At 45.7% G+C, this 20,743-nt stretch carries 13 protein-coding genes; 11 read left to right on the top strand and 2 right to left on the bottom strand.

Going from position 1 to position 20,743, the window contains the following annotated elements; all coding sequences use genetic code 11:
• Positions 1 to 45 precede the first annotated feature (45 nt).
• The 4 genes from J7E78_RS04030 to J7E78_RS04015 are packed head-to-tail and all read left to right on the top strand — an operon-like array spanning position 46 to position 4,994.
• A complete protein-coding gene (locus tag J7E78_RS04030) occupies positions 46 to 1,035 on the top strand; it encodes an ABC transporter permease (RefSeq protein ID WP_206099103.1) in 990 nt (329 codons plus the stop codon).
• A 15-nt stretch (positions 1,036 to 1,050) separates the two neighbouring features.
• On the top strand, positions 1,051 to 1,938 hold the full coding sequence (locus J7E78_RS04025; protein ID WP_017688674.1) for a carbohydrate ABC transporter permease: 888 nt from the start codon (positions 1,051 to 1,053) through the stop codon (positions 1,936 to 1,938).
• A 37-nt stretch (positions 1,939 to 1,975) separates the two neighbouring features.
• Positions 1,976 to 3,619, top strand: coding sequence for a type 2 periplasmic-binding domain-containing protein (locus J7E78_RS04020; protein ID WP_215075046.1), 1,644 nt, complete (start codon positions 1,976 to 1,978; stop codon positions 3,617 to 3,619).
• Positions 3,620 to 3,641: 22 nt separating this feature from the next.
• Positions 3,642 to 4,994, top strand: a complete 1,353-nt coding sequence (locus J7E78_RS04015; protein ID WP_215075045.1) for a glycoside hydrolase family 30 protein — start codon at positions 3,642 to 3,644, stop codon at positions 4,992 to 4,994.
• 30 nt (positions 4,995 to 5,024) lie between these two features.
• On the opposite strand, the gene J7E78_RS04010 is transcribed toward J7E78_RS04015, so the two are convergent.
• Positions 5,025 to 5,858 carry an AraC family transcriptional regulator gene (locus tag J7E78_RS04010; protein WP_215075044.1) on the bottom strand — a complete coding sequence of 278 codons (834 nt, stop codon included), beginning with the start codon at positions 5,856 to 5,858 and terminating at the stop codon, positions 5,025 to 5,027.
• A gap of 122 nt (positions 5,859 to 5,980) precedes the next feature.
• Between J7E78_RS04010 and J7E78_RS04005 the strand changes: the two genes are divergently transcribed.
• Positions 5,981 to 7,441: an alpha-L-fucosidase gene (locus J7E78_RS04005; RefSeq protein ID WP_215075043.1), complete on the top strand. Its 1,461-nt coding sequence runs from the start codon at positions 5,981 to 5,983 to the stop codon at positions 7,439 to 7,441.
• Between the two features lie 149 nt (positions 7,442 to 7,590).
• On the opposite strand, the gene J7E78_RS04000 is transcribed toward J7E78_RS04005, so the two are convergent.
• Positions 7,591 to 8,580 (bottom strand): helveticin J family class III bacteriocin, encoded by a 990-nt coding sequence (locus J7E78_RS04000; protein ID WP_215075042.1) that lies wholly within the window; start codon positions 8,578 to 8,580, stop codon positions 7,591 to 7,593.
• 718 nt (positions 8,581 to 9,298) lie between these two features.
• On the opposite strand from J7E78_RS04000, the gene J7E78_RS03995 reads away from it, so the two are divergent.
• From J7E78_RS03995 to J7E78_RS03970, 6 genes are all read left to right on the top strand, one after another.
• Positions 9,299 to 14,545: a S8 family serine peptidase gene (locus J7E78_RS03995; protein ID WP_215075041.1), complete on the top strand. Its 5,247-nt coding sequence runs from the start codon at positions 9,299 to 9,301 to the stop codon at positions 14,543 to 14,545.
• Between the two features lie 227 nt (positions 14,546 to 14,772).
• Positions 14,773 to 15,945 carry a GntR family transcriptional regulator gene (locus J7E78_RS03990; RefSeq protein WP_311516950.1) on the top strand — a complete coding sequence of 391 codons (1,173 nt, stop codon included), beginning with the start codon at positions 14,773 to 14,775 and terminating at the stop codon, positions 15,943 to 15,945.
• A gap of 223 nt (positions 15,946 to 16,168) precedes the next feature.
• Positions 16,169 to 17,470, top strand: coding sequence for a glycoside hydrolase family 125 protein (locus J7E78_RS03985; protein WP_215075039.1), 1,302 nt, complete (start codon positions 16,169 to 16,171; stop codon positions 17,468 to 17,470).
• A 96-nt stretch (positions 17,471 to 17,566) separates the two neighbouring features.
• Positions 17,567 to 18,946 (top strand): extracellular solute-binding protein, encoded by a 1,380-nt coding sequence (locus J7E78_RS03980; protein WP_215075038.1) that lies wholly within the window; start codon positions 17,567 to 17,569, stop codon positions 18,944 to 18,946.
• Positions 18,947 to 19,013: 67 nt separating this feature from the next.
• Complete coding sequence (locus tag J7E78_RS03975; RefSeq protein WP_215075037.1) at positions 19,014 to 19,880, top strand: carbohydrate ABC transporter permease; 867 nt, start codon at positions 19,014 to 19,016, stop codon at positions 19,878 to 19,880.
• A gap of 22 nt (positions 19,881 to 19,902) precedes the next feature.
• Positions 19,903 to 20,727: a carbohydrate ABC transporter permease gene (locus J7E78_RS03970; protein WP_215075036.1), complete on the top strand. Its 825-nt coding sequence runs from the start codon at positions 19,903 to 19,905 to the stop codon at positions 20,725 to 20,727.
• Positions 20,728 to 20,743 lie beyond the last annotated feature (16 nt).

The following is a 20,743-nucleotide window of genomic DNA, read 5'->3' as shown; positions in this document are numbered from 1 at the left end:
ACGTTTTTATGAACATGCATGCATGATGGAGGGGAGTAAAAGAACGTGGATAAATTAGCCGTAGAGACATCAACCGGTAAAAATGCGATCAGTCCCAATGGAAAGAAGCCCATCGGACAACGGATTAAAGAATTCATAGTCGATTATCGGAGACAATGGGAGATTCAATCGATGATTATCCCGGGCATTATCTTTATGATTATTTTCTGTTACATCCCGATTTATGGTTTGACAATTGCCTTCAAAAATTACACGGTCATTGATACGCTGGCCACCGCTCCTTGGGTAGGGCTGGATAATTTCAGAATCATTTTATCAGACAAATACTTCTGGGATGCAGTCGTGAATACGCTGGGGATCAGTTTTTTGAAATTAGGTATCGGGTTCGTCATTCCTATTATTCTGGCGATCATGATCTATGAGTTAAACAGCGGACGATTCAAGAAGTTTGTGCAAACGGTTTCATATTTACCTCACTTCTTGTCCTGGATTGTACTTGGGGGAATGCTGATCACCTGGTTTTCAACAACGGGGTTATTTAATCAGTTGTTACTTAGCCTGGGAGTGATCTCGCAACCGCAGAACATCTTGCTGGATGCAGGCAAGTACTGGTGGATTGCTACTTTATCGGATATTTGGAAAGAGGCAGGCTGGGGAACGATTCTGTATCTGGCGATCATGGCAAAGATTGATCCAACGTATTATGAAGCTGCCAAAATTGATGGTGCAAGCCGTCTCAGACAGATCTGGAACATTACATTGCCTAATATGAGATCAATTATCAGCCTAAATCTGATTCTAACTGTAAGCGGTTTATTAGGATCGAATCTGGATCAGACGCTGGTTCTCATGAACTCTCAGAACCGCGACAAAGCGGAAGTCATCAATTCATACGTGTATCGTATGGGGATGTCTCAGGGTGACTTTTCATATGCAACGGCCGTTGGCTTGGGTGTCTCAATCATCTCTGTCATTCTACTCGTCACGGCAAACAAAATCACAAGCAAATTAAACGATAATCAATCTGTGTTGTAGAAGGAGGCATCCCGCGTGAATGGAAAGGTGGCAAAAGAAGATCTCGATAGTCGGATCTTTGATACGTTAAATATGATTTTGCTAATCATCTGTACGATCGTTATTCTGGTTCCGCTCTGGAATGTCATTATCTCTTCCTTTAGCTCAGGCAAAGCGTTAGCGGAAGGTGGGTTCATCTTCTGGTCACCGGAATTCTCGCTGGAGAATTACAGAGCTGTATTCAATGATCAGGGCATCTGGCAGGCCTTCTTCATATCAGTTTCCAAAACAACGATCGGCGTTGTTACACATGTGTTCTTCTGTGCCATGGTTGGTTACGGTCTGAGCAAAAAGTACATAAGAGGCCGTAAATTATACGTTGCCATGGGTGTTATTACAATGTTCTTCTCTGGCGGCATGATCCCGACATACCTGTTAATCAAATCACTTGGATTATTAAACAGCTTCTGGGTGTACATTATCCCGGCGTTATTCAGCTTCTATGATGTCGTAATTCTGATGAATTTCTTCCGAAATGTCCCGGATTCGCTGGAAGAATCGGCCAAGATTGATGGTGCAGGGGATTGGCATATTTTCCTGAAAATTTTCATTCCACTCTCCATGCCTGCCATGGCTACAATTGCACTATTTAATGGAGTAGGGCAATGGAACGACTTCATGACAACCAAGTTATACATTACGGATCAGTCACTGTATCCACTTCAGATGATGCTCTATGAGATTATCGTTCAGTCCCAGACCCAATCCATGCAAAATGTTGGAGGTTCGGCTGTGATTGAAACAACCACCAAAGGTGTGCAGTTGGCCACCATTGTCATTACGACACTACCTATTGTGCTGATCTATCCCATCGTTCAGAGATACTTTATCTCGGGAATGATGCTGGGTGCAGTCAAGGAATAAGAGGACCAAATACCCCATTTTGAGGAGGAACAAAAATATGTTGAAGTTGAACAAGGCATCAGGAAAAAAAGGGATTAAATTGTTCTCGTCATTGCTTGCAGCAGTGATTATGATAACAGGTTGCAGCGGTGGATCTGGGGGCTCCAGTGAAGGGAACTGGGTATCCATTGAAGATCGTTATACGGTTGACCCGGAAAAGCCGGCTTGGCAGTTGGATAAAAAGGAAGAGGCTACAGACTTGACGTGGTACGTCAATGCTGACTGGTGGAACACTGATTTTGGCAAGGACATTGTTACCAAGAAAATCAAAGAGGATCTGAACATTAATATTAAATTCATCACGGGTGATGATACCAAGTTAAACACCTTTTTCGCCGGTGGAGATATGCCTGACTTGCTGACCGTGTTTGACTCCAATTCTCCTGTAGTACAAAAAGCTGCAACCTGGGCTATGCCGCTGAACGATCTGGCGGATAAATATGATCCTTACTTCAATAAAGTTGCGGCTTCCGACACATTGAACTGGTTCCAATTGGCGGATGGCAAAACGTATGGTTATCCAAACTATTCCAATACGCAAGAGGATTATGATAGCGGTAACATTCCTGCCAAAACGGCATTTATCATTCGTAAAGATGTGTACGAAGCTTTGGGTAGCCCGGTCATTGGAACGCCAGAAGAATTCCAGAGTGTGATGAAACGAATTAAGCAAGAGTTCCCTGCGCTGATTCCGTTTGGATTCAACTCCATTGGTGAAGGAACAGGTTCACTCGGGGATACGTTGCAAGATTTCATCGGTGTTCCGTTGGAGACTGAATCGGGAGAATTCTACGATCGCAATCTGGATGAAGATTACCTCACGTGGTTGAAAACATTGAACACCGTGTACAGAGACGGCAACATCAGTGATGACAGTTTTGCCGATGATGGTACCGCTTTTGAGGAAAAAGTAAAGTCCGGTAAATATGCGACCATGCTGCTTGACGGTACACCTCAACAGGGAGGAAACTTGCAGATCTACATGAGTGCCAATCCAGGCAAAGAATATGTTGCTATCGATGGACCGCAGAGCACCAAAGGCAATGCACCAACATTGAATCAATCCGGGATAACCGGGTGGATGATCAATTTCATTTCTAAGGATTGTAAAGATCCGGCCAAGGCTATTCAGATATTCACATACTTGCTGAGTGAAGAAGGACAGACGCTTATGAATTACGGGATCGAAGGGGAGACCTTCCAAACCAAAGCCGATGGTAGTGTAGAATTATTGCCAGCAGTGAAAGACATGCAACTGAATAACGCAGATCAATTCAAAAAGGATTATCGGATGGGTGAATTTATGTTCTTCGGTCATGACCGTCACAAAGCACTCAGTGCAGATGCTTTTCCGGAAGCGATTAAACAGATGCAGGAGTGGGGTAAAGGCAAGCTGAAACCTCACTTTATTCTGGAGAATATTAGCCCGAATCAAGGTACACCTGAAGCTCGTGCGTTGTCAGCAATCAATACGAAGTGGAATACAACGCTGGTCAGTATGGTACGGTCCAAGGATGATACCTCGTATGACAATGCACTGGCTTCTTACAAGTCATTTTTAGGTGAGAATCGTTGGGAAGAGATTGTGAAGGTACGCAGTGAAAAGATGAAACTGAACAAAGAGAAACTAGGCATTCAATGATAAAAATACAAAGGAGAATCCTATGACTACATTCAAAATGTACAAATCTACGGGAGAAGATGAATTATTCGTATCCGTGTCCTCGGATCAATTGCAACCTCCAGCACCTAATCTGGAGACAACGACGATCCATCTGGATGATCAGCTAACGTATCAGGAGATGGACGGATTTGGTGCTTCTTTTACCGATTCATCTGCCTATTTGATCAACCAAATCTTGAATGATGAGCAACGTGATGAGGTCATGACCCGACTGTTCCATCCGGAGAAAGGGATCGGGCTGTCGGTCATCCGTAATCCGATGGGCGCTTCGGACTATGCGAGAACGGTATACAGTTATAACGATATGCCAGAACAGCAGACCGACCCAGAATTAACCCAATTCAGCATTACGCATGATGAAGGGGACGTTATTCCTTTAACGCAAAAGGCGTTGGCATTGAATCCTGAACTGAAGCTGTTTGCTTCACCATGGAGTGCACCCGGCTGGATGAAAACGAGCGGATCAATGATCACCGGACAGTTGAAGGCTGAATGGTATCCCGTTTATGCTAAATATTTCGTGAAATACATTCAAGCGTATGGCAAGCATGGATTACCGATCCATGCCATCACACCACAGAATGAGGCGCTTTATGAACCAGGGCACTATCCCGGTATGTTAATGCCAGCCGAAGCGCAAGCAGATTTTATTAAAAATTATCTCAAACCAGCCTTTGTCAATAATAATATTTCTACCAAAATTCTCTGTTACGATCACAACTGGGATCAACCGGACTATCCACTGACCGTACTGGAACAAGCGGGAGAGGGAGTTGACGGAGTGGCCTGGCACTGGTACGGGGGCGATGCTTCTGCTCAAACGAAGGTTTATGAAGCTTTTGCAGGCAAAGAAGTACATTTCACTGAAGGTTCGGGTGGAGAGTGGATTCCGCCATTTGAGCAAGCCTTCTCGAATGTGATACGAACGGGAATTCAGATTCTTCGTAATTACAGCAAGTCTTTTGTACTTTGGAATATGGCACTTGATGAGAACAACGGGCCAACCGTTCCTGGATTTGGCCGCAGTACGTGTCGTGGGATCGTCCAGGTGAATCAGCAGACGAAAGAGCTTACGTATACACTTGATTATTATGCTCTGGCTCATTTTAGTGCTGTGATCCGTCCGAAGGCTGTTCGGATTGAATCAACATCCAGTGATGATGGAATTTGTTCTGTGGCTTTTAAAAATGCCGATGGTTCCGTAGCTTTAGTCCTCTTTAATGATGGAGAAGAGACGGCGAATGTGCAGACCAAGCTGCGAAATGAAGAGTTGTTATGTTTTCAAATGGAGAGCAAAAGTGCCACATCCATTTTAATTCATCCCAATAAGTAAACATACGTGAGCATCATCAGGGCTCACGTCTTACGTTGTCAGTACCGTTTTTTGTTTGCGGTACTCCGTAGGTGTGAGCCCTGTATGCTTTTTGAACTGTCTGGAGAAATAGTACAAATCACTGAAACCGAGATGCTCGGCGATGGCCGTTATTGTGTTCGGGGTGCAGGCAAGCAGTTCCTTGGCTTTATCGATTTTTTTGCCAGTAATATAGAGGATCGGAGGAACACCGATCTGTTGCTTGAAGAATCGAATGAAATAATTTGGATGCATGTAGGCGATCTGGGCCAGATCCTGAACCGAAATATTCTCTTCGATGTTGGAATCAATGTAAGCCAGAATGGTGGACAGTTTCTCCATGACAGGAACGTTAATAAAAGAGATCTGATCCAGGTCCAGATTCATTAGATAGTGGGATAGTAACTCGGTCAGTTTGCTTTTGGCCATCATATGGGCATAGACTTCATCGGATTTTGCATATGTAAGGATACTGCTGAAGATTGCTTGAATCAGCTCAGGTTGATCTATCGTACAGATGTGTGGGAATTTCAGAATTTGAAACAAATTGATTCCCCCAACCTTCGCGCTGAAGTGACACCAATATTTGAGAAAAGGACGGTCACTAATGGTAGAGTAGGACTGTTTGATCCCCTCTGGCATTAAAATAAGCTGATTAGGCGCAGGATAATACTCCTCATTCCCAATCTTGAGCCAACCTTCACCTTCGCATATGAAATAAAACTTGCTGTAATCGGGCGTGTAATCCAGATCCTTCCAATCCATATCGCACCGATTGTAATTGACCATGAATAATTCGACATGGAGATTAGACAGGTAGTTCGTAAGCAACGTTTGGTGATTCATACTTTTCATCTCCATACAAGGTTATTATTGTCCATCTAAAAGTTAGTGTTCTGCATGTCTATCCCTCGGCCGTAGCACTACAATACAACTACAGACGATAACAGAAGGGATGAGAACATCTCATGGACAAAAACGAATATTTGCAACAGATTAAAGCAACGATTGAGAATGGTAAATTCAAGGACAACTGGAGTTCGCTTAGCGCCTTTCAAGTTCCTGAATGGTACCCAAAAGCGAAATTCGGCATATTCATTCACTGGGGGCTATATTCTGTACCGGCCTATGATAGCGAATGGTATTCGCGAAATATGTACATACAAGGCACCAAAGCTTATGAACATCACCTTGCGGTGTATGGACCTCATAAGGACTTTGGATATAAAGACTTCATTCCGATGTTTCGTGCAGAGAAGTTTGATGCAGACGAATGGGCAACGTTATTCAAACAGGCAGGAGCCAGATATGTTATGCCCGTGGCTGAGCACCATGATGGTTTTCAGATGTACAAAAGCTCTATCTCTCACTATAACACATATGAAATGGGCCCCAAACGGGATCTTCTGGGTGAGATGAAGGCTGCGTACGAGAAGCAGGGGCTGACCTTATGTGTGTCGTCTCACCGCGCCGAGCACTGGTTCTTCATGTCTCACGGGAAGGAATTTGATTCAGATATTAAGGAACCCCTAGAGCGTGGGGATTTCTACTGGCCTGCCATGCCTGAACCCAAGGATCACTTCGACTTGTATGACTCACCCCCAACCGAGGAGTATCTGGAGGACTGGTTGATTCGATGCTGTGAACTGGTCGATCAATATCAGCCAAAGGTCTTTTATTTCGATTGGTGGATTCAAACGGTTGCGTTCAAACCCTATCTTAAGAAATTTGCTGCCTATTATTATAACAAAGGCGAAGAATGGGGTGTGCCTGTAGCTATCAATTATAAACATGAGGCCTATATGTTTGGAAGTGCTGTTCCGGATGTGGAGCGGGGACAGTTCGCTGAGCTTAAGCCCTATTTTTGGCAAACGGATACAGCTGTCGCTAAAAACTCATGGTGTTATACGGAAAATAATAACTATAAAACGGCTGAGGAGATCATTCGGGATCTCGTCGATATTGTAAGCAAAAACGGGAATTTACTGCTGAATATTGGACCCAAAGCAGACGGCAGCATACCGGAAGAAGATCGCGACATTTTGCTGAGCATTGGCGAGTGGCTGGAAGTGAATGGGGAAGCGATCTATGACACGTCATTCTGGCGTACGTTTGGCGAAGGTCCAACAGAGGTGAAGGAAGGGCAATTCACGGACGGGGATACGAAGATATTTACAAGTGAAGATATACGGTTTACTTTAAAAGAAAGCAGTCTGTATGCCACGGTTCTTGCCTATCCAGATAACGGGGTGGTAAAGATTAAATCGCTGAAGAAAGATTCTCATCATTTTCAAGGCGTTATTAAGAACATCGAAGTTTTGGGTTTCGAGGATAAACCGGAATGGATAAGGACAGAAGATGCTCTGACCATTACAACAACAAAAGTGCAAAGCAAATCACCTGTCGTTTTCAGGATAGAACTGGACTAAGGGATAGATAGACTGGGTTCCTTTCGTGAAGAATAGTCGGATGGAGGAACCAGGTTGATTTTTACTACAGTTGATATGAAAAGGGCGCATCCAGGAGTATTATTACTCACCGGATAGCGCTCTTTGGGTTGCTTCAAGTTCTGAGAGTGTTAGAAAGTGCTGTCGGGAACGTAGAATATTTTTTGCCCGTTCGCTTTGTTTCCCGGATCGGAAACGATGGTGAAGTATACGTTGCCGTTCTTCGTCTGAACGCCCTCGATTTCATGCTTGCCGACATTGGTTATTTTTGCAAGGGATTGGTATGCTCCTGAGCTTGAAATTTTGGCAATCTGAGGCGTTTCCCCTTCGCCCCCGCCCGATGTATATATTTGCGTTTTGCCCAGCAGGTCTCCCCCCTGGAAAGATCCGTTGGGTCTGATAATGGCATTGCCCGACTGTGTGAAGCTGGTAACAGCAGCCTTCACCGCAGCTGCGCTGTCCATTCGAACCTGCTTGTTATGATCCAGAAGCTTGTTCAATGCGACCGTATCATAAATGGACCAGGTGACGGTTTTCTCCTTCGTTTGTATACGAAAAACGGTGTAGTTGCTGTTGCCACCGCCATCCACACGATAGGTTTCACCCAGTTTCGAACCGGTTTTGTTGGCATAATTCATATAGATGAACCGATGGAGGTCGGTATAATCCACGGTTTTGCCTGCCACATATTGCAGTCGGGCTACCTGGAGTGACCAATTCTCTGGTTTGGAAGGATCGGCTTTTGAGCTGAAATAAAAATAATTGGACCCATTGTACGTATACATATCCAGCGTTTGGCAATGACCGCTGTTTGTGATGGTCATGTGATCCGCGTATACAGCGTCGCTGCCCTTTATAAGTAATCTGGAGAGATGACATGTCCCACCCACACGCTGAGTAACATACACGTATTTATCTGCGATGTAAGCCTTTTGCACCACACGGTTATGCTTGAGCCCTTTAAGATTGTAGGCCAGTTTTGCCGATGCGTTTACGGTCTTTCCGGGAGAAGCGGCCATTGCAGGCAGGACAGACAATCCAAATAACAGCATAGCAAGAACAACGGATGTGAGTATTTTCCATTTCCTTTTCGTAAAATGCAAGGATTGATTGTTAAGCATAGGGATACCTCCTGCAAAAAGATAATATTATTTGATTTTCAAATGCCTCTGAAAACTGCATCTAATATAATACCATAATTTCCATATTAGAGTAAACTCAACTGGATTTTTTGGAGATAGCAACCACAAACTGAAAGAGGGGTAATGGTTATAAAGAACTACTTTAACCTTTTGGAATTACTAATTGTTCGCAATTGTGAAAAGAAAGAGAAACAACATGAAGCGACATGAGACACATAAAAGCATTAAATAGACTTATTTTCTATATTTTTCAATAAAGTGCTTGTATATATCGAATAATGATTTTATACTATATCAATAAAATACAATTAAATTCCTAATCGACTATTATATGTAATTATAATGGTTATCTACTCACTCGAATCATGATCGAAAGTCATATCCACCACTCCTAAGCAAGCGTTCTGCTAACGCTCCAGATTACCCTTCCACATGAATGCTTATAGACATTCACTCTCGTTGCATTACTCTAACACCCAAATCTCCTAAACTTCCAAGTGAAAAATCATAGACTGATCTGTTTTCTCTTCTGACTCATATTGTTCCCTAACCCAACCTGTCAAGGAGGTGAGGCTTTATGTGAAATACAGAGCATCAAATTCATTCGTATTAAAGGTTATTTAACCGTTTTATTCTGCTGAGAAAGGCATATGTACCAGATTAAATTAAAAAAACCGGGTAAAAGGAGTGGAAAAGTTTGATAAAGATTAATCGGTTACGCAAGCCCATCTCCATGGGGCTCTCGCTTCTCCTTGCATTTTCGATCATTCATCCGGTTTCAGCTGAAAATTCCACATCATCCAAATTGGATATGAAATCTGGACTCGCCAAAGTTTCGGAATCCAAAGTAAACGCCAAGTTGACCAAAGAATTTGAGGGTAGTGAATATGTTACCTATCTGGTAAAAATGAAGGAACAGGTGGATACAGCAGAAGTCTCCAAACAGGCCCTTGAAAAGGCGACCATCGCCAAACAAACGGCTTCAGCCACAAAGCTGTCCGTTCGGAATTCGGTCGTCAGCTCTCTGCGAGAAACGGCCTCACGTACACAATATCCATTGGAAACTTATCTGGAAAAGGAAGTTGACCTGGGCAAGGTCAAAGAATATAAAAGCTATTTTATCGTCAATTCACTGGCAGTGACGAGTACGAAAGAAGTCATGGAACAGATTGCGCTGCTGCCTGAGGTAGAGAAGATTCTGCCGAATGAGACACGATACTTACAGAAAGCCGAAGTGAGTAAAGAAGCGGCGAGTGCGACTCCAGCCAAAGAGGGTGTCCAAACGCCAGATAAAGACTCTGCAGTCGGTGTTAAAGACAAGGAACCTGCTGCCAAGGACAAGCTTGTGACAGAGAACGTGGAGTGGAACCTGGATTACATCAATGCACCAGCTGTGTGGGATCGGGGCATCGATGGAACAGGTATTGTCGTTGCCAATCTGGACAGCGGTGTGGACTATACCCACCCGGCGCTTCGCAGCAAATGGCGGGGACTGGATGCTTCGGGCAATATCGTTGATCCCGAACTGAGCTGGTATGACCCGCACAGTAATGCTTCTCTTCCTGCGGACGGAGACGGGCATGGTACGCACACGATGGGTACCATGGTTGGCTCCGAAGCAGATGGGACCAACCAGATCGGGGTTGCTCCCGGTGCGAAATGGATCGGTGTGCGGATATTCAATCCGGAAACAACAGATGCCATTATTCTGGATGGCGGACAGTGGTTGATCGCTCCGGTGGATGCGGAAGGCAATCTGCATCCTGAACTTGCACCGGATGTCGTGAACAATTCATGGGGCGGAGGCCCGGGACTTGATGAATGGTTCCGACCTATGGTTCAAGCCTGGCGGGATGCTCAGATTTTTCCAGAGTTCTCTGCGGGTAATGTAACCTTGACGAATCCGGGTGGTCCCGGCTCTGTTGCGAACCCTGCCAATTATCCCGAAAGCTTCGCAACAGGAGCCACAGATATCAATGGTAATCTGGGTTCCTTCTCGCTGCTGGGTCCATCTCCATATGATGAGATCAAACCGGAAGTATCTGCCCCTGGGGTAAATATCCGTTCAGCAGTTCCGGGCGGTGTATATGAGGGAGGCTGGAACGGAACATCCATGGCAGGTCCACATACGACTGCGCTTGCGGCACTTTTGCTCCAGGCCAACCATTCCCTTACGGTGGATCAGCTGGAGCAGATCATTATGGATACTGCGACGCCGATGACAAACGGCACATATCCAACCTCGCCAAACAACGGTTACGGTCACGGCATTATTAATGCCCTCGACGCTGTGGGTTCTGTACTCGAAGGAATCGGTACAGTATCGGGAAGAGTGGTTACAGCCGGAGATGATCTGGAAGAGCCAATACTGTCACATACCCCTGTCAATTCCGCCTTTTCAGGCATCGATATCCCATTAACCGCTCATGTGACAGATAACGTCGCGGTTGTCTCCGTTGAGGCTTTTGCCAAAACGACAGGCACTAACCAGTATGTTTATCTGCCAATGGATCGGATTGCCGGAGATAACAAAGATGGGACGTATACAGCGACAATCCCTGCTTTTCTTATTGAACCACAAGGCGTGGAGTATTATATTCGCGTGAATGATTACGGTAACAACGGATTTGAAAGTCAGGTATACAAAGTGGCTGTGTCCAATGGTGTTCAGCCAGGATATCTTCAGGATTTTGAAGAAGATCAGCTGGGCTTCACGACTGGTGGGACCGGAAGTACCTGGGTATGGGGAGCACCAAGCAGTGGTCCTGGAGGTGCATACTCCGGTGACAAGGTAATTGCAACTAATCTGCAAGGGACTTATGTAGCGAATAGCAATGCATATCTGCTTGCGCCACCAATTGATCTTACCGAGAGTCCAGAAGGGGCATTGTTATCCTTCAAGCACTGGTATGATCTGGAGAATAACATCGACTTTGGCAAGGTATACATCGCTTCCGAGGATAGCGATTATGTGTTCCAAGAACTGTTAAGTTTCACAGGTACAGGTGGCAATTGGAAGACACAATATGTGGATCTTCGCGAATACGCGGGACAGCAGGTGTTCATCAAGTTCAATCTGACGAGTGATAATTCAGTGCAAAAGGCTGGCTGGTACATGGATGATTTCGCTGTAGAAGCCTTGGATGAGATTGCTCCAGCGGCACCTGCCGGATTAACTGCGACGACCGATATTCTGGGCAATGTAGCCTTGAGCTGGACTGGACCGAGCGATGAGGATCTCGAATCCTATATCGTATATCGTTCCACAACCGCAGGTGCAGGTTATGAATCCATTGGAACTGCAACAGGAACAACGTTTACAGATACAGCTACGGTGACAGATTCGACGTATTACTATACCGTTGCCGCACTTGATTATAGTGGCAATGAAAGCGACAAATCGAATGAGGTCTCCATTACAGTAGAGGTGCCTCAGGATATCTACATCGATCATTTCGATGGCAGTGATAATAATGGCTGGACTCATTCGGGAACCAAAGATGAGTGGGAGCGCGGTATTCCGGTAACGGGACCTGCCAGCGCGGTTTCTCCACCGAATGTCTGGGCGACTGATCTCGACAATACGTACGAGAGTGGCTCCAACTATTCACTCGTATCTCCGGTCATTGATTTGACGGATGTATCCGAAGGAACACTTACGTTTAATCATTGGTACGAGATTGAGAGTGGATACGATTACGGATATGTGGAAGTCACCAAGGATGGTGGAACTACATGGTCAGAACTGGGCAAATTCTCACATAGTACAAACGGTAAACAATGGACACCCGTATTTTATGACCTGGATGCACTTACCGGCAATGAAGTACAATTCCGGTTCCGTCTGACCTCAGACAACAGTGTTGTGAAGACAGGCTGGTTCATTGATGATTTCCGTGTACTGGGTGTTGCTGCGGAGACAGTCACGGAGGACAGTGCGGTTGTGCTTAACAGTGACAAACCTAAACCGTCTTATGATAATCCATGGTACAAAATTTCGCGGACAGACAAAGCGGAGTTTAACAAAACGAAACAGCAACAACCGGAAGTTGAAAAACCGGAAACAGGTTCGGTTAATCCACAAAGCCTGCCTGCAAGTGCAACGGTTACCGTACTGGAAACCGGACGTTCGGTGAAGACAGATCCAGCTACAGGCAAGTATAACTTCACACACGTAGCAGGTGATTACACGTTAAAAGCTGAAGCATATGGATATTATCCTCGAACTCAGCAGGTAACGATCACGGATGGCAATGGTGCCAAAGCCAACTTTAATCTGGAAGCAATCCCGCATGGACAGATTGAAGGTGTAGTAACCGATGAGCGGACAGGACAACCACTGGCTGATGCTTCCGTTCTCGTGGTGGAAGATGCCAATGTAGGTGAAGTTCACACAGGTTCAGATGGTAGCTTCAATATTCAGGTATTGGAAGGAAGTTATACCCTGTCCATCAGGGCTACTGATTATTACAGTAAAACCGTTACTGTAACTGTACCTGGTAATGGTACGGCAGAGGCGAATGTTGCCTTGAAACCATTCATCGGTTTTCCAGGGGAAATTGCTTATGATGATGGAACAGCAGAGAATGCACGAGCTTTTAACGCTGCGGATAATGCTTGGGCGGTTCGAATGACACCTGAGCTGGAGACAGCACAACTGACGGGTGCATCGTTCCGATTCTGGAACACAGAATGGCCTGTACCTGGAGGTACAGCGTTCCAATATGCCGTCTATGATGCATCGGGTGCGGGTGGAGCTCCGGGACGACAACTGGCTGGACCATTTGACGGTACTGCACTTCGTAACGATCAATGGACAACTGTTGAATTCCCGGAACCGGTCATTGTAACGGGTGATTTCTATATCGTGTATGTACAGAGTATAGCTGGAACTAGCGCTCCGGGTCTCGCTACCGATGAGAATGGTACGAATGCTGGTCGAAGCTGGCAGCGTGTAAGCGGAGCATGGAGTACTTCACCGATAGAAGAAGGCAACTACATGATTCGTGCAGTCGTGAGATATCCGGTAAATGCACCTGTGCTCACAGTACCTGCAAACACGTATACGAATCAATCGACCTTCACTGTGTCGGGAACGTCTCCGGCATCCGGCGCACAGATCAAGATCTACAACGGCAAGGATCTGGCTGGCACCACAACGGTGGCAAATGGGAAGTTCTCATACGGGGTGAAACTCCGTTCTGGGATTAATGCGATTACCGCCGAGGCAGTGGTGGACGGCAAAACAACTGACCGCTCACTCCCCGTCGTCCTTATTCTGGATCAGACCAAACCGGAGTTAACGATTCTTACACCAGCTCAAGGAGATCGCATCAATGCAGAAGTTGTTCACGTAACGGGTAATGTCGTGGAACAATTCCTCGATAAGGTAACCGTTAACGGACAAACTGTACAAGTGGGCAAAGACAGAAGCTTCAGTCACCGTGTATTGGTCAATGAAGGCGAGAACACAATTACCATTACAGCAACCGATATCGCTGGTAACAAAACAACCGTAACCCGCACCGTCTATGTGGAAACGGCGTTGCCAGAACTTACGAATATTACGCCGGCTGAGGATGTTCGAATCACATCAGGGGAGAGTGTTACCGTTTCATTTGACAGTAAACCTGGTCTGCAAGCATCTTTCCGTATTCAGTTACCTTTGAATCTGAATGCCCAAGGGGCAGGAGAGATTCCAATGGTAGAGACTGAACCTGGTCGTTATACGGGTACGTATACAACACCTTCATCCCTTGTTCTTGAGGGTGGAGTCATTGTGATTCGTGCTCAGGATGCAGCAGGCAACAAAGTAGAGGCGGAAGCAGATGGACGATTGTTCGTCAGCGCAGCACAAGAACAATCCGTTCCAGAACCAGATTCGAGCCCTGAAGAGACTGAAACAGAAGTAGGTCCACCGTCCACTGAGAGTCTGCAACCTTAATTATGCAAAGTATGATATGGATGATTAATACGTATTGACTATCTAAGCAAGAAGCCGATAAGCCAAGGGATCAGGGCTTGTCGGCTTTTTGTTATATCTCGATTTACATCTGACGCCTAAGATTACTTGACTATGGTTATTTACGCCAAATAAATTTAATAATGAACTTAATGATATAACATGATATATTAGGATGTAGAACATGAGAAGTATGGGTATTTATGGAGGTGCTTGTATTGGGGAAAGACTCGGCATCCAAGCCGATGTATGAACAGATCTTTGAATCCTTGCGCGAACGGATACAGCTTCATCAATATCAAGTGGGTGAGCGTGTACCTTCGGAGAAGGAATTATGTGATGAATTCGGAGTTAGCCGGATTACCACTAAAAAAGCGCTTGAGATGCTGGCGAATGAACAATTAATTGTTCGTCAGCCGGGACGGGGTTCTTTTGTAGCCGACACAGCAGATGTGTTACAAGAAAGACCTGACAGACCTGCTCCGCGTGCTGCGATCAAAGATCCAGAGAAGAAGCTGCTCATTGGTCTGGTCATTACTAATTTCAGTGACATGTATGGTACAGAACTGTTATATGGTATGGAAGAAGCTTCGCGAGAGCATGATTGTTTTCTTGTACTTAGACGATCCTTCGGGATTCCGGAGCAGGAGGAGCGCAGCATTCAGGAACTGCTGGAACTGGGTGTGGACGGATTGATTATTTTCCCGGCACAGGGTGAATATTTCAGCGATGAGATTCTTAAATTGGTCGTTAACAAATTCCCGTTTGTCCTGATTGACCGGTACCTGAAAGGCATTCCGGCTTCATCTGTCAGCACGGATAATGTAGGCGCGGCGCGAGAAGGGATGAATTATTTGTTCGATCTCGGTCACCGACACATCGCTTTTCTGACACAGCCTCCGGCGAACACCACACCGATTGAAGAACGAATTGAAGGCATTATTGAGGCTCATCATGATCAAGGAGTGTTGGTGAACAGGGAACTGTGGTTAGAATCTTTTCTTTCGACATTACCCAGTGTGTTCGATCCTCAAGTCGAGGTCCGCGATGTGGAGGCACTGGTGGAGCATTTACAGAAATACCCGCAGATTACTGCACTCTTTGCTGCGGAGTATCATATTGCTTTACTTGCAGAACAGGCAGCAGATCGGCTTGGTCTGAGGATTCCGGAGGATTTGTCCATCATTTGCTTTGACAGTCCGAATGCTGCCGAAGGAAGCCGTGTAACACATATGAGACAAAGCCAGTTTGATATGGGAAAACAGGCACTTGAGATGGTGCTTCAAAGTATGCAGAACAACGAAATGGCAGTGAACAGAGTTGTTCTGCCTGCCTGCTTGGTGAAGGGGAAATCAACGAGTACGGTGAAACCGGAGAAATAATTTTAGCGGCATTATATTCATGGTATTCAATCAGGGACTTCGTGTAAACGAGGTCTCTTTTTTGTGCGGATAAAAAGGGGATAATCGCTTTAATTAGTATACCATTTAATGTTGTTTAATTTAAATAACATGCTAATATATAAATAAATATATTGACATGACATTATATTCGTTTTAGGATGATGAAAGCGGTTAACAAACTGGATTACATAAGGAGGACAACATGCTGACACCCAGAGATAATCTAGGGATTCCCCCCTCGATATACGACATGATTGATCGGATTAACAAACGTATGCCGGACCATCCGGAACTTAACCAAATGTTCAAAAACTGTTTTACCAATACGATGATGACCACAATTCAGCGCAAAGAAGATGGAACAACTTTTGTGATTACGGGAGATATTCCTGCCATGTGGTTACGTGATTCTGCCGCTCAGGTCAGACCTTATCTGCTTCTCGCTTCAGAGGATGAAGATATCGCTGATATGATCGCTGGACTGGTTGAACGTCAACTGAATTATATTCTCCTGGACCCTTATGCAAACGCTTTTAATGAGACAGAGAGTGGAAAAGGACATCAGGAAGACTTGACGCAGATGAATGATTGGATCTGGGAACGGAAGTATGAGATCGACTCTCTCGCTTATCCGATTCAGCTCAGTTATCTCTTGTGGAAGAATACTGGCAGAACAACTCAATTCAATGATACGTTCCGCAAAGCAGCCAAGATCATCATACAGCTATGGCAAGTGGAACAGCATCATGAGACGAAATCTCCCTATAGGTTCCAACGTCTTGATGCTCCCGAAACCGATACACTCAGCAGAGAGGGAAGAGGTACTGAAACAGCCTACACAGGCATGACCTGGTCGGGGTTCCGTCCCAGCGACGATCGCTGTGAATATGGTTATCTGATTCCATCCAATATGTTTGCCGTTGTAGCACTTCGTTATCTACAGGAAATTGCTGAAGCGGTGTTCGAGGATGAAACGCTGGCAGTTACTGCTCAGCAGCTGGAGGAACAGATCAACAAAGGTATTCAGGAGTATGGCACCGTTGAACATCCGGAATATGGAACCATATATGCGTACGAAACGGATGGTAAGGGCAACTACAATCTGATGGATGACGCTAACGTGCCGAGCCTGCTGTCCTTACCTTATCTCGGATATGTGGAGGAGAACGACGAGGTGTATCAGAATACACGCCGTTTCATTCTATCCTCACACAACCCGTATTTTTATGAGGGAACAGCAGCAGCTGGAATTGGTAGTCCGCATACGCCGGAAGGGTACATCTGGCATATTGCTTTATCGATGCAGGGGCTGACTACAGAGGATCGCAATGAAAAATTAAGATTGCTCCAGCTCATCCAACAAACGGATGCGGATACCGGACTGACCCATGAAGGGTTTTCGGCCAACAATCCACATGAATATACCCGTCCATGGTTTTCATGGTCCAACATGCTCTTTAGTGAGCTGATGATGGATTATTGCGGATTCCGCGTACAGAAATAGAATTGTGTACAGAAATAGATAGGAAAGCAAGAGAGAACCTGCGAGTACATCATAACGTTCGGAGTTCGTCGAATTCCGACAAGAGGAGAGCGAACCATGAGAAAAATATCATTGAAAATGCCAGTAGCAGCAGTTATGACATCCTTGCTTATTCTAACTACAGCCTGTTCAGGCGGAAGTTCAAGCACAGGTACAACCAGTGACGGCAAGAAGGAAGTGACCGTATCGTTCCGATCTTCCGGATCTGAGGATACACTTACGAAGTTTTTCCAATCAGGCTTGGTGGATCAATTCGAGAAAGAAAACCCGGATATCAAAATCAACATTGCGCCTGTATTGGCAAGTGAGGGTGATTACACATCCAAAATGGTTTTGCAGATGAAATCGCCTGACACGGCGCCAGATGTCATTGCCGAAGATACATCCATCATCAAATCCGATGCGGCTGCCGGATATCTGGAGCCGCTGGATACACAGGTCAAGGGATGGCCCGATTGGGAAGAACATATCATCGATAACCTAAAAGCAGGGGTTACTGGCGAAGACGGCAAAATCTATGGCGTTCCGGCTACTTCGGATACACGCGGCATCTGGTATAACAAGGAGCTGTTCCAGCAAGCTGGACTTGAAGTTCCATTTAAACCTGCAAGCTGGGCAGAGGTACTTGAAGCAGCACGTACCATCAAGCAAAAACTGCCGGGTGTGACACCGCTTAATATGATCGTGGGCAAAGCAAACGGTGAAGGTGTTACCATGCAAACGCTGGAAATGCTGCTCTATGGTACGGCGGATACGCTGTATAACGACACCAGCAAGAAATGGGTAGTTAACAGCCAGGGTCTGCTGGATTCCTTCAAATTCATAGATCAAGTGTTCAACACGGATAAAACAGGTCCGACCATGCAGGTTGCCTTGAATGGACAAGCTGGCAGTATTGCCTTCCAGCAACAGTTCCCACAAGACAAACTGGCGATGGCTGTAGATGGTAGCTGGGCAGGTTCGACATGGGCGGAGAACGGTGCTGCTCCAATCGCCAACGTTGAAGAGAAAATAGGCTTTGCGCCATTCCCGACACAAAATGGGGAAGAGCCTGGAGCAACGACGATGTCTGGAGGATGGGCTTGGTCTGTTCCTGCACAGGCGAAAAACAAGGAAGCAGCTTGGAAATTTATCGAGTTTCTGATGAATAAGGAAAATGCGACTGCACGTGTAGTAGCGGAAGGCAGCCTCAGCCCACGTAATGATTCCACAGAAGTTGAAGGTTATACAGATCGTCCATATACCAAAGAAGCACAGGAGCTCTTGAGTGTGGCCCACTTCCGTCCAGCGAACGATCAATATGCAGCGGTATCCGCACAATTGCAAAGCATTGTTGAAAGTATTGCCTCGGGCAAGCTGACGCCAGAGGAGGGAATTACACAATTGAAGGACAACGTATCCCGTTCCCTTGGCGCGGACAGCATCGAAGAGAAATAAGGATATCGATATATTCGGAGGGGGAGGCACAATCTCCCCTTTTTCCGGTTCGAATGGAGAGTGACTTATGAAAAGGAAAGCACCAGGCTCATTTCTGTTTCTCATGCCTTCCGTACTGTTATTACTTGTGTTTTTCATTGTTCCCATCATTCTGACGATCTGCTTTGCTTTTACGAATATGGCTCTGACCGGGGCGGCAGCCAAGAGTTTAGAGTTTGTCGGATTCCAGAATTTCATTAATATGTTCCATGATCCGGACTTTCGGATTAGTGTTTGGCGCACGCTGGTCTTTCTCATCTTTTCCGCAGTGATTGGTCAGGTATTGCTTGGTTTCATTCTGGCTCTTCTAATGAAGGAGAAAAATGTGACGTTCCGCCGGGTCATTGGCATCATCGTCATTGCCGGTTGGGTGACACCCGAGATTGTCGTCGCATTCTGTATGGTTGCCTTTTTCAGTGACAATGGTTCGCTCAATCAGATCCTCGGCTGGTTTGGGGCAAGTCCAATCTCCTGGTTGTTCAGTTTCCCTATGGTGAGTGTCATTATCGCAAATATCTGGCACGGAACAGCCTTTTCAATGATGGTCTATCAGTCGGCTCTGGATGACATCCCGAAGGAAGTTGAAGAAGCTGCTATTATTGACAGCGCCACCGGGTTCCAGATTGTGAGACACATTACGATTCCGATGGTAAAAGGGTCCATCGTGACCAACATGATGCTGGTCACCCTACAGACACTGGGTGTATTCACGCTGATCTATACGATGACCGGTGGTGGCCCGGGTACTTCGACACAAACCTTACCGATCTTCATGTACAACCAGGCCTTTGTGAACTATCAGTTTGGATACGGCACAGCCATATCTCTGGTGCTGTTGTTCATCGGTATTATCGCCAGCCTGTTCTACATGCGATCCATGAAAGTGAAAGTGTAACCATGAAGGAGGTTCGATCCCTATGGTCAAACATGGGCTTCAACACAAAATCCAGTACGGGATTCTAGTCTTTCTAGGGCTCTGTTTTTTATTGCCGCTGCTCTGGATCATTCTGGCTTCATTTGACCCGAATGCACAGCAGGGCATCAAAATGCCCAGTACGTGGACCATTCAAAATTTCAAGGATGTGCTCGGGGATTCGAGCAATCTTCGTTCATTCGGTGTTGGCCTGATTCTGTCAGGAGGGCAAGCGATATTGGTTGTAATGGTATCTGTTCTTGCTGCGTATCCTTTATCCCGTTATGAAATGAGATTCAAAAAGAGCTTCCTGTTATCCATTCTGTTCATGACAGCTCTTCCGATTACTGCCGTGATGGTTCCGGTATTTCAAATGTTTCTGTTCTTCAAAATGCAAAATAGCATTATTGCCACGATGCTGTTCCTGACCGCATCCTCACTTCCTTATGGCATCTGGATGATGAAAAACTTCATGGATTCGGTGCCCATTGATCTGGAGGAATCGGCATGGATTGACGGTGCGTCCGTATGGAACGGATTGAGACGAATCGTGGCTCCGCTTATGCTGCCCGGTATTGCAACGATAGCGATATTTACCTTTTCGGGAAGTTGGGGCAACTTCTTCGTGCCATACATCCTGCTCCAGACACCGGAGAAACTTCCGGCATCCGTCACGATCTATCAATTCTTCGGCAGCCACGGTATGGTCGAATATGGCAGATTGGCTGCATTTTCACTACTCTATACAATGCCTTCGGTTGTACTATATATCTTCTCCCAGCGTTACATGTCCAAGGGCTTCAGCATGGGTGGGGCAACCAAAGGTTAATGACAGGAGGTACGCA

It is taken from the genome of Paenibacillus polymyxa (genome assembly GCF_018614975.1).
Taxonomy (GTDB): domain Bacteria; phylum Bacillota; class Bacilli; order Paenibacillales; family Paenibacillaceae; genus Paenibacillus; species Paenibacillus polymyxa_E.
The sequence above is the reverse complement of the archived record's forward strand: the minus strand, read 5'-3'. Positions and strand labels throughout refer to the sequence as shown.

Bases quoted from the DNA above. Each gene is read 5' to 3' on its own strand.
- J7E78_RS04020 (WP_215075046.1), top strand. From the start codon at position 1,976: ATGTTGAAGTTGAACAAGGCATCAGGAAAAAAAGGGATTAAATTGTTC.
- J7E78_RS04015 (WP_215075045.1), top strand. From the start codon at position 3,642: ATGACTACATTCAAAATGTACAAATCTACGGGAGAAGATGAATTATTC.
- J7E78_RS04010 (WP_215075044.1), bottom strand. From the start codon at position 5,858: ATGAATCACCAAACGTTGCTTACGAACTACCTGTCTAATCTCCATGTC.
- J7E78_RS04005 (WP_215075043.1), top strand. From the start codon at position 5,981: ATGGACAAAAACGAATATTTGCAACAGATTAAAGCAACGATTGAGAAT.
- J7E78_RS04000 (WP_215075042.1), bottom strand. From the start codon at position 8,580: ATGCTTAACAATCAATCCTTGCATTTTACGAAAAGGAAATGGAAAATA.
- J7E78_RS03985 (WP_215075039.1), top strand. From the start codon at position 16,169: ATGCTGACACCCAGAGATAATCTAGGGATTCCCCCCTCGATATACGAC.
- J7E78_RS03980 (WP_215075038.1), top strand. From the start codon at position 17,567: ATGAGAAAAATATCATTGAAAATGCCAGTAGCAGCAGTTATGACATCC.
- J7E78_RS03975 (WP_215075037.1), top strand. From the start codon at position 19,014: ATGAAAAGGAAAGCACCAGGCTCATTTCTGTTTCTCATGCCTTCCGTA.
- J7E78_RS03970 (WP_215075036.1), top strand. From the start codon at position 19,903: ATGGTCAAACATGGGCTTCAACACAAAATCCAGTACGGGATTCTAGTC.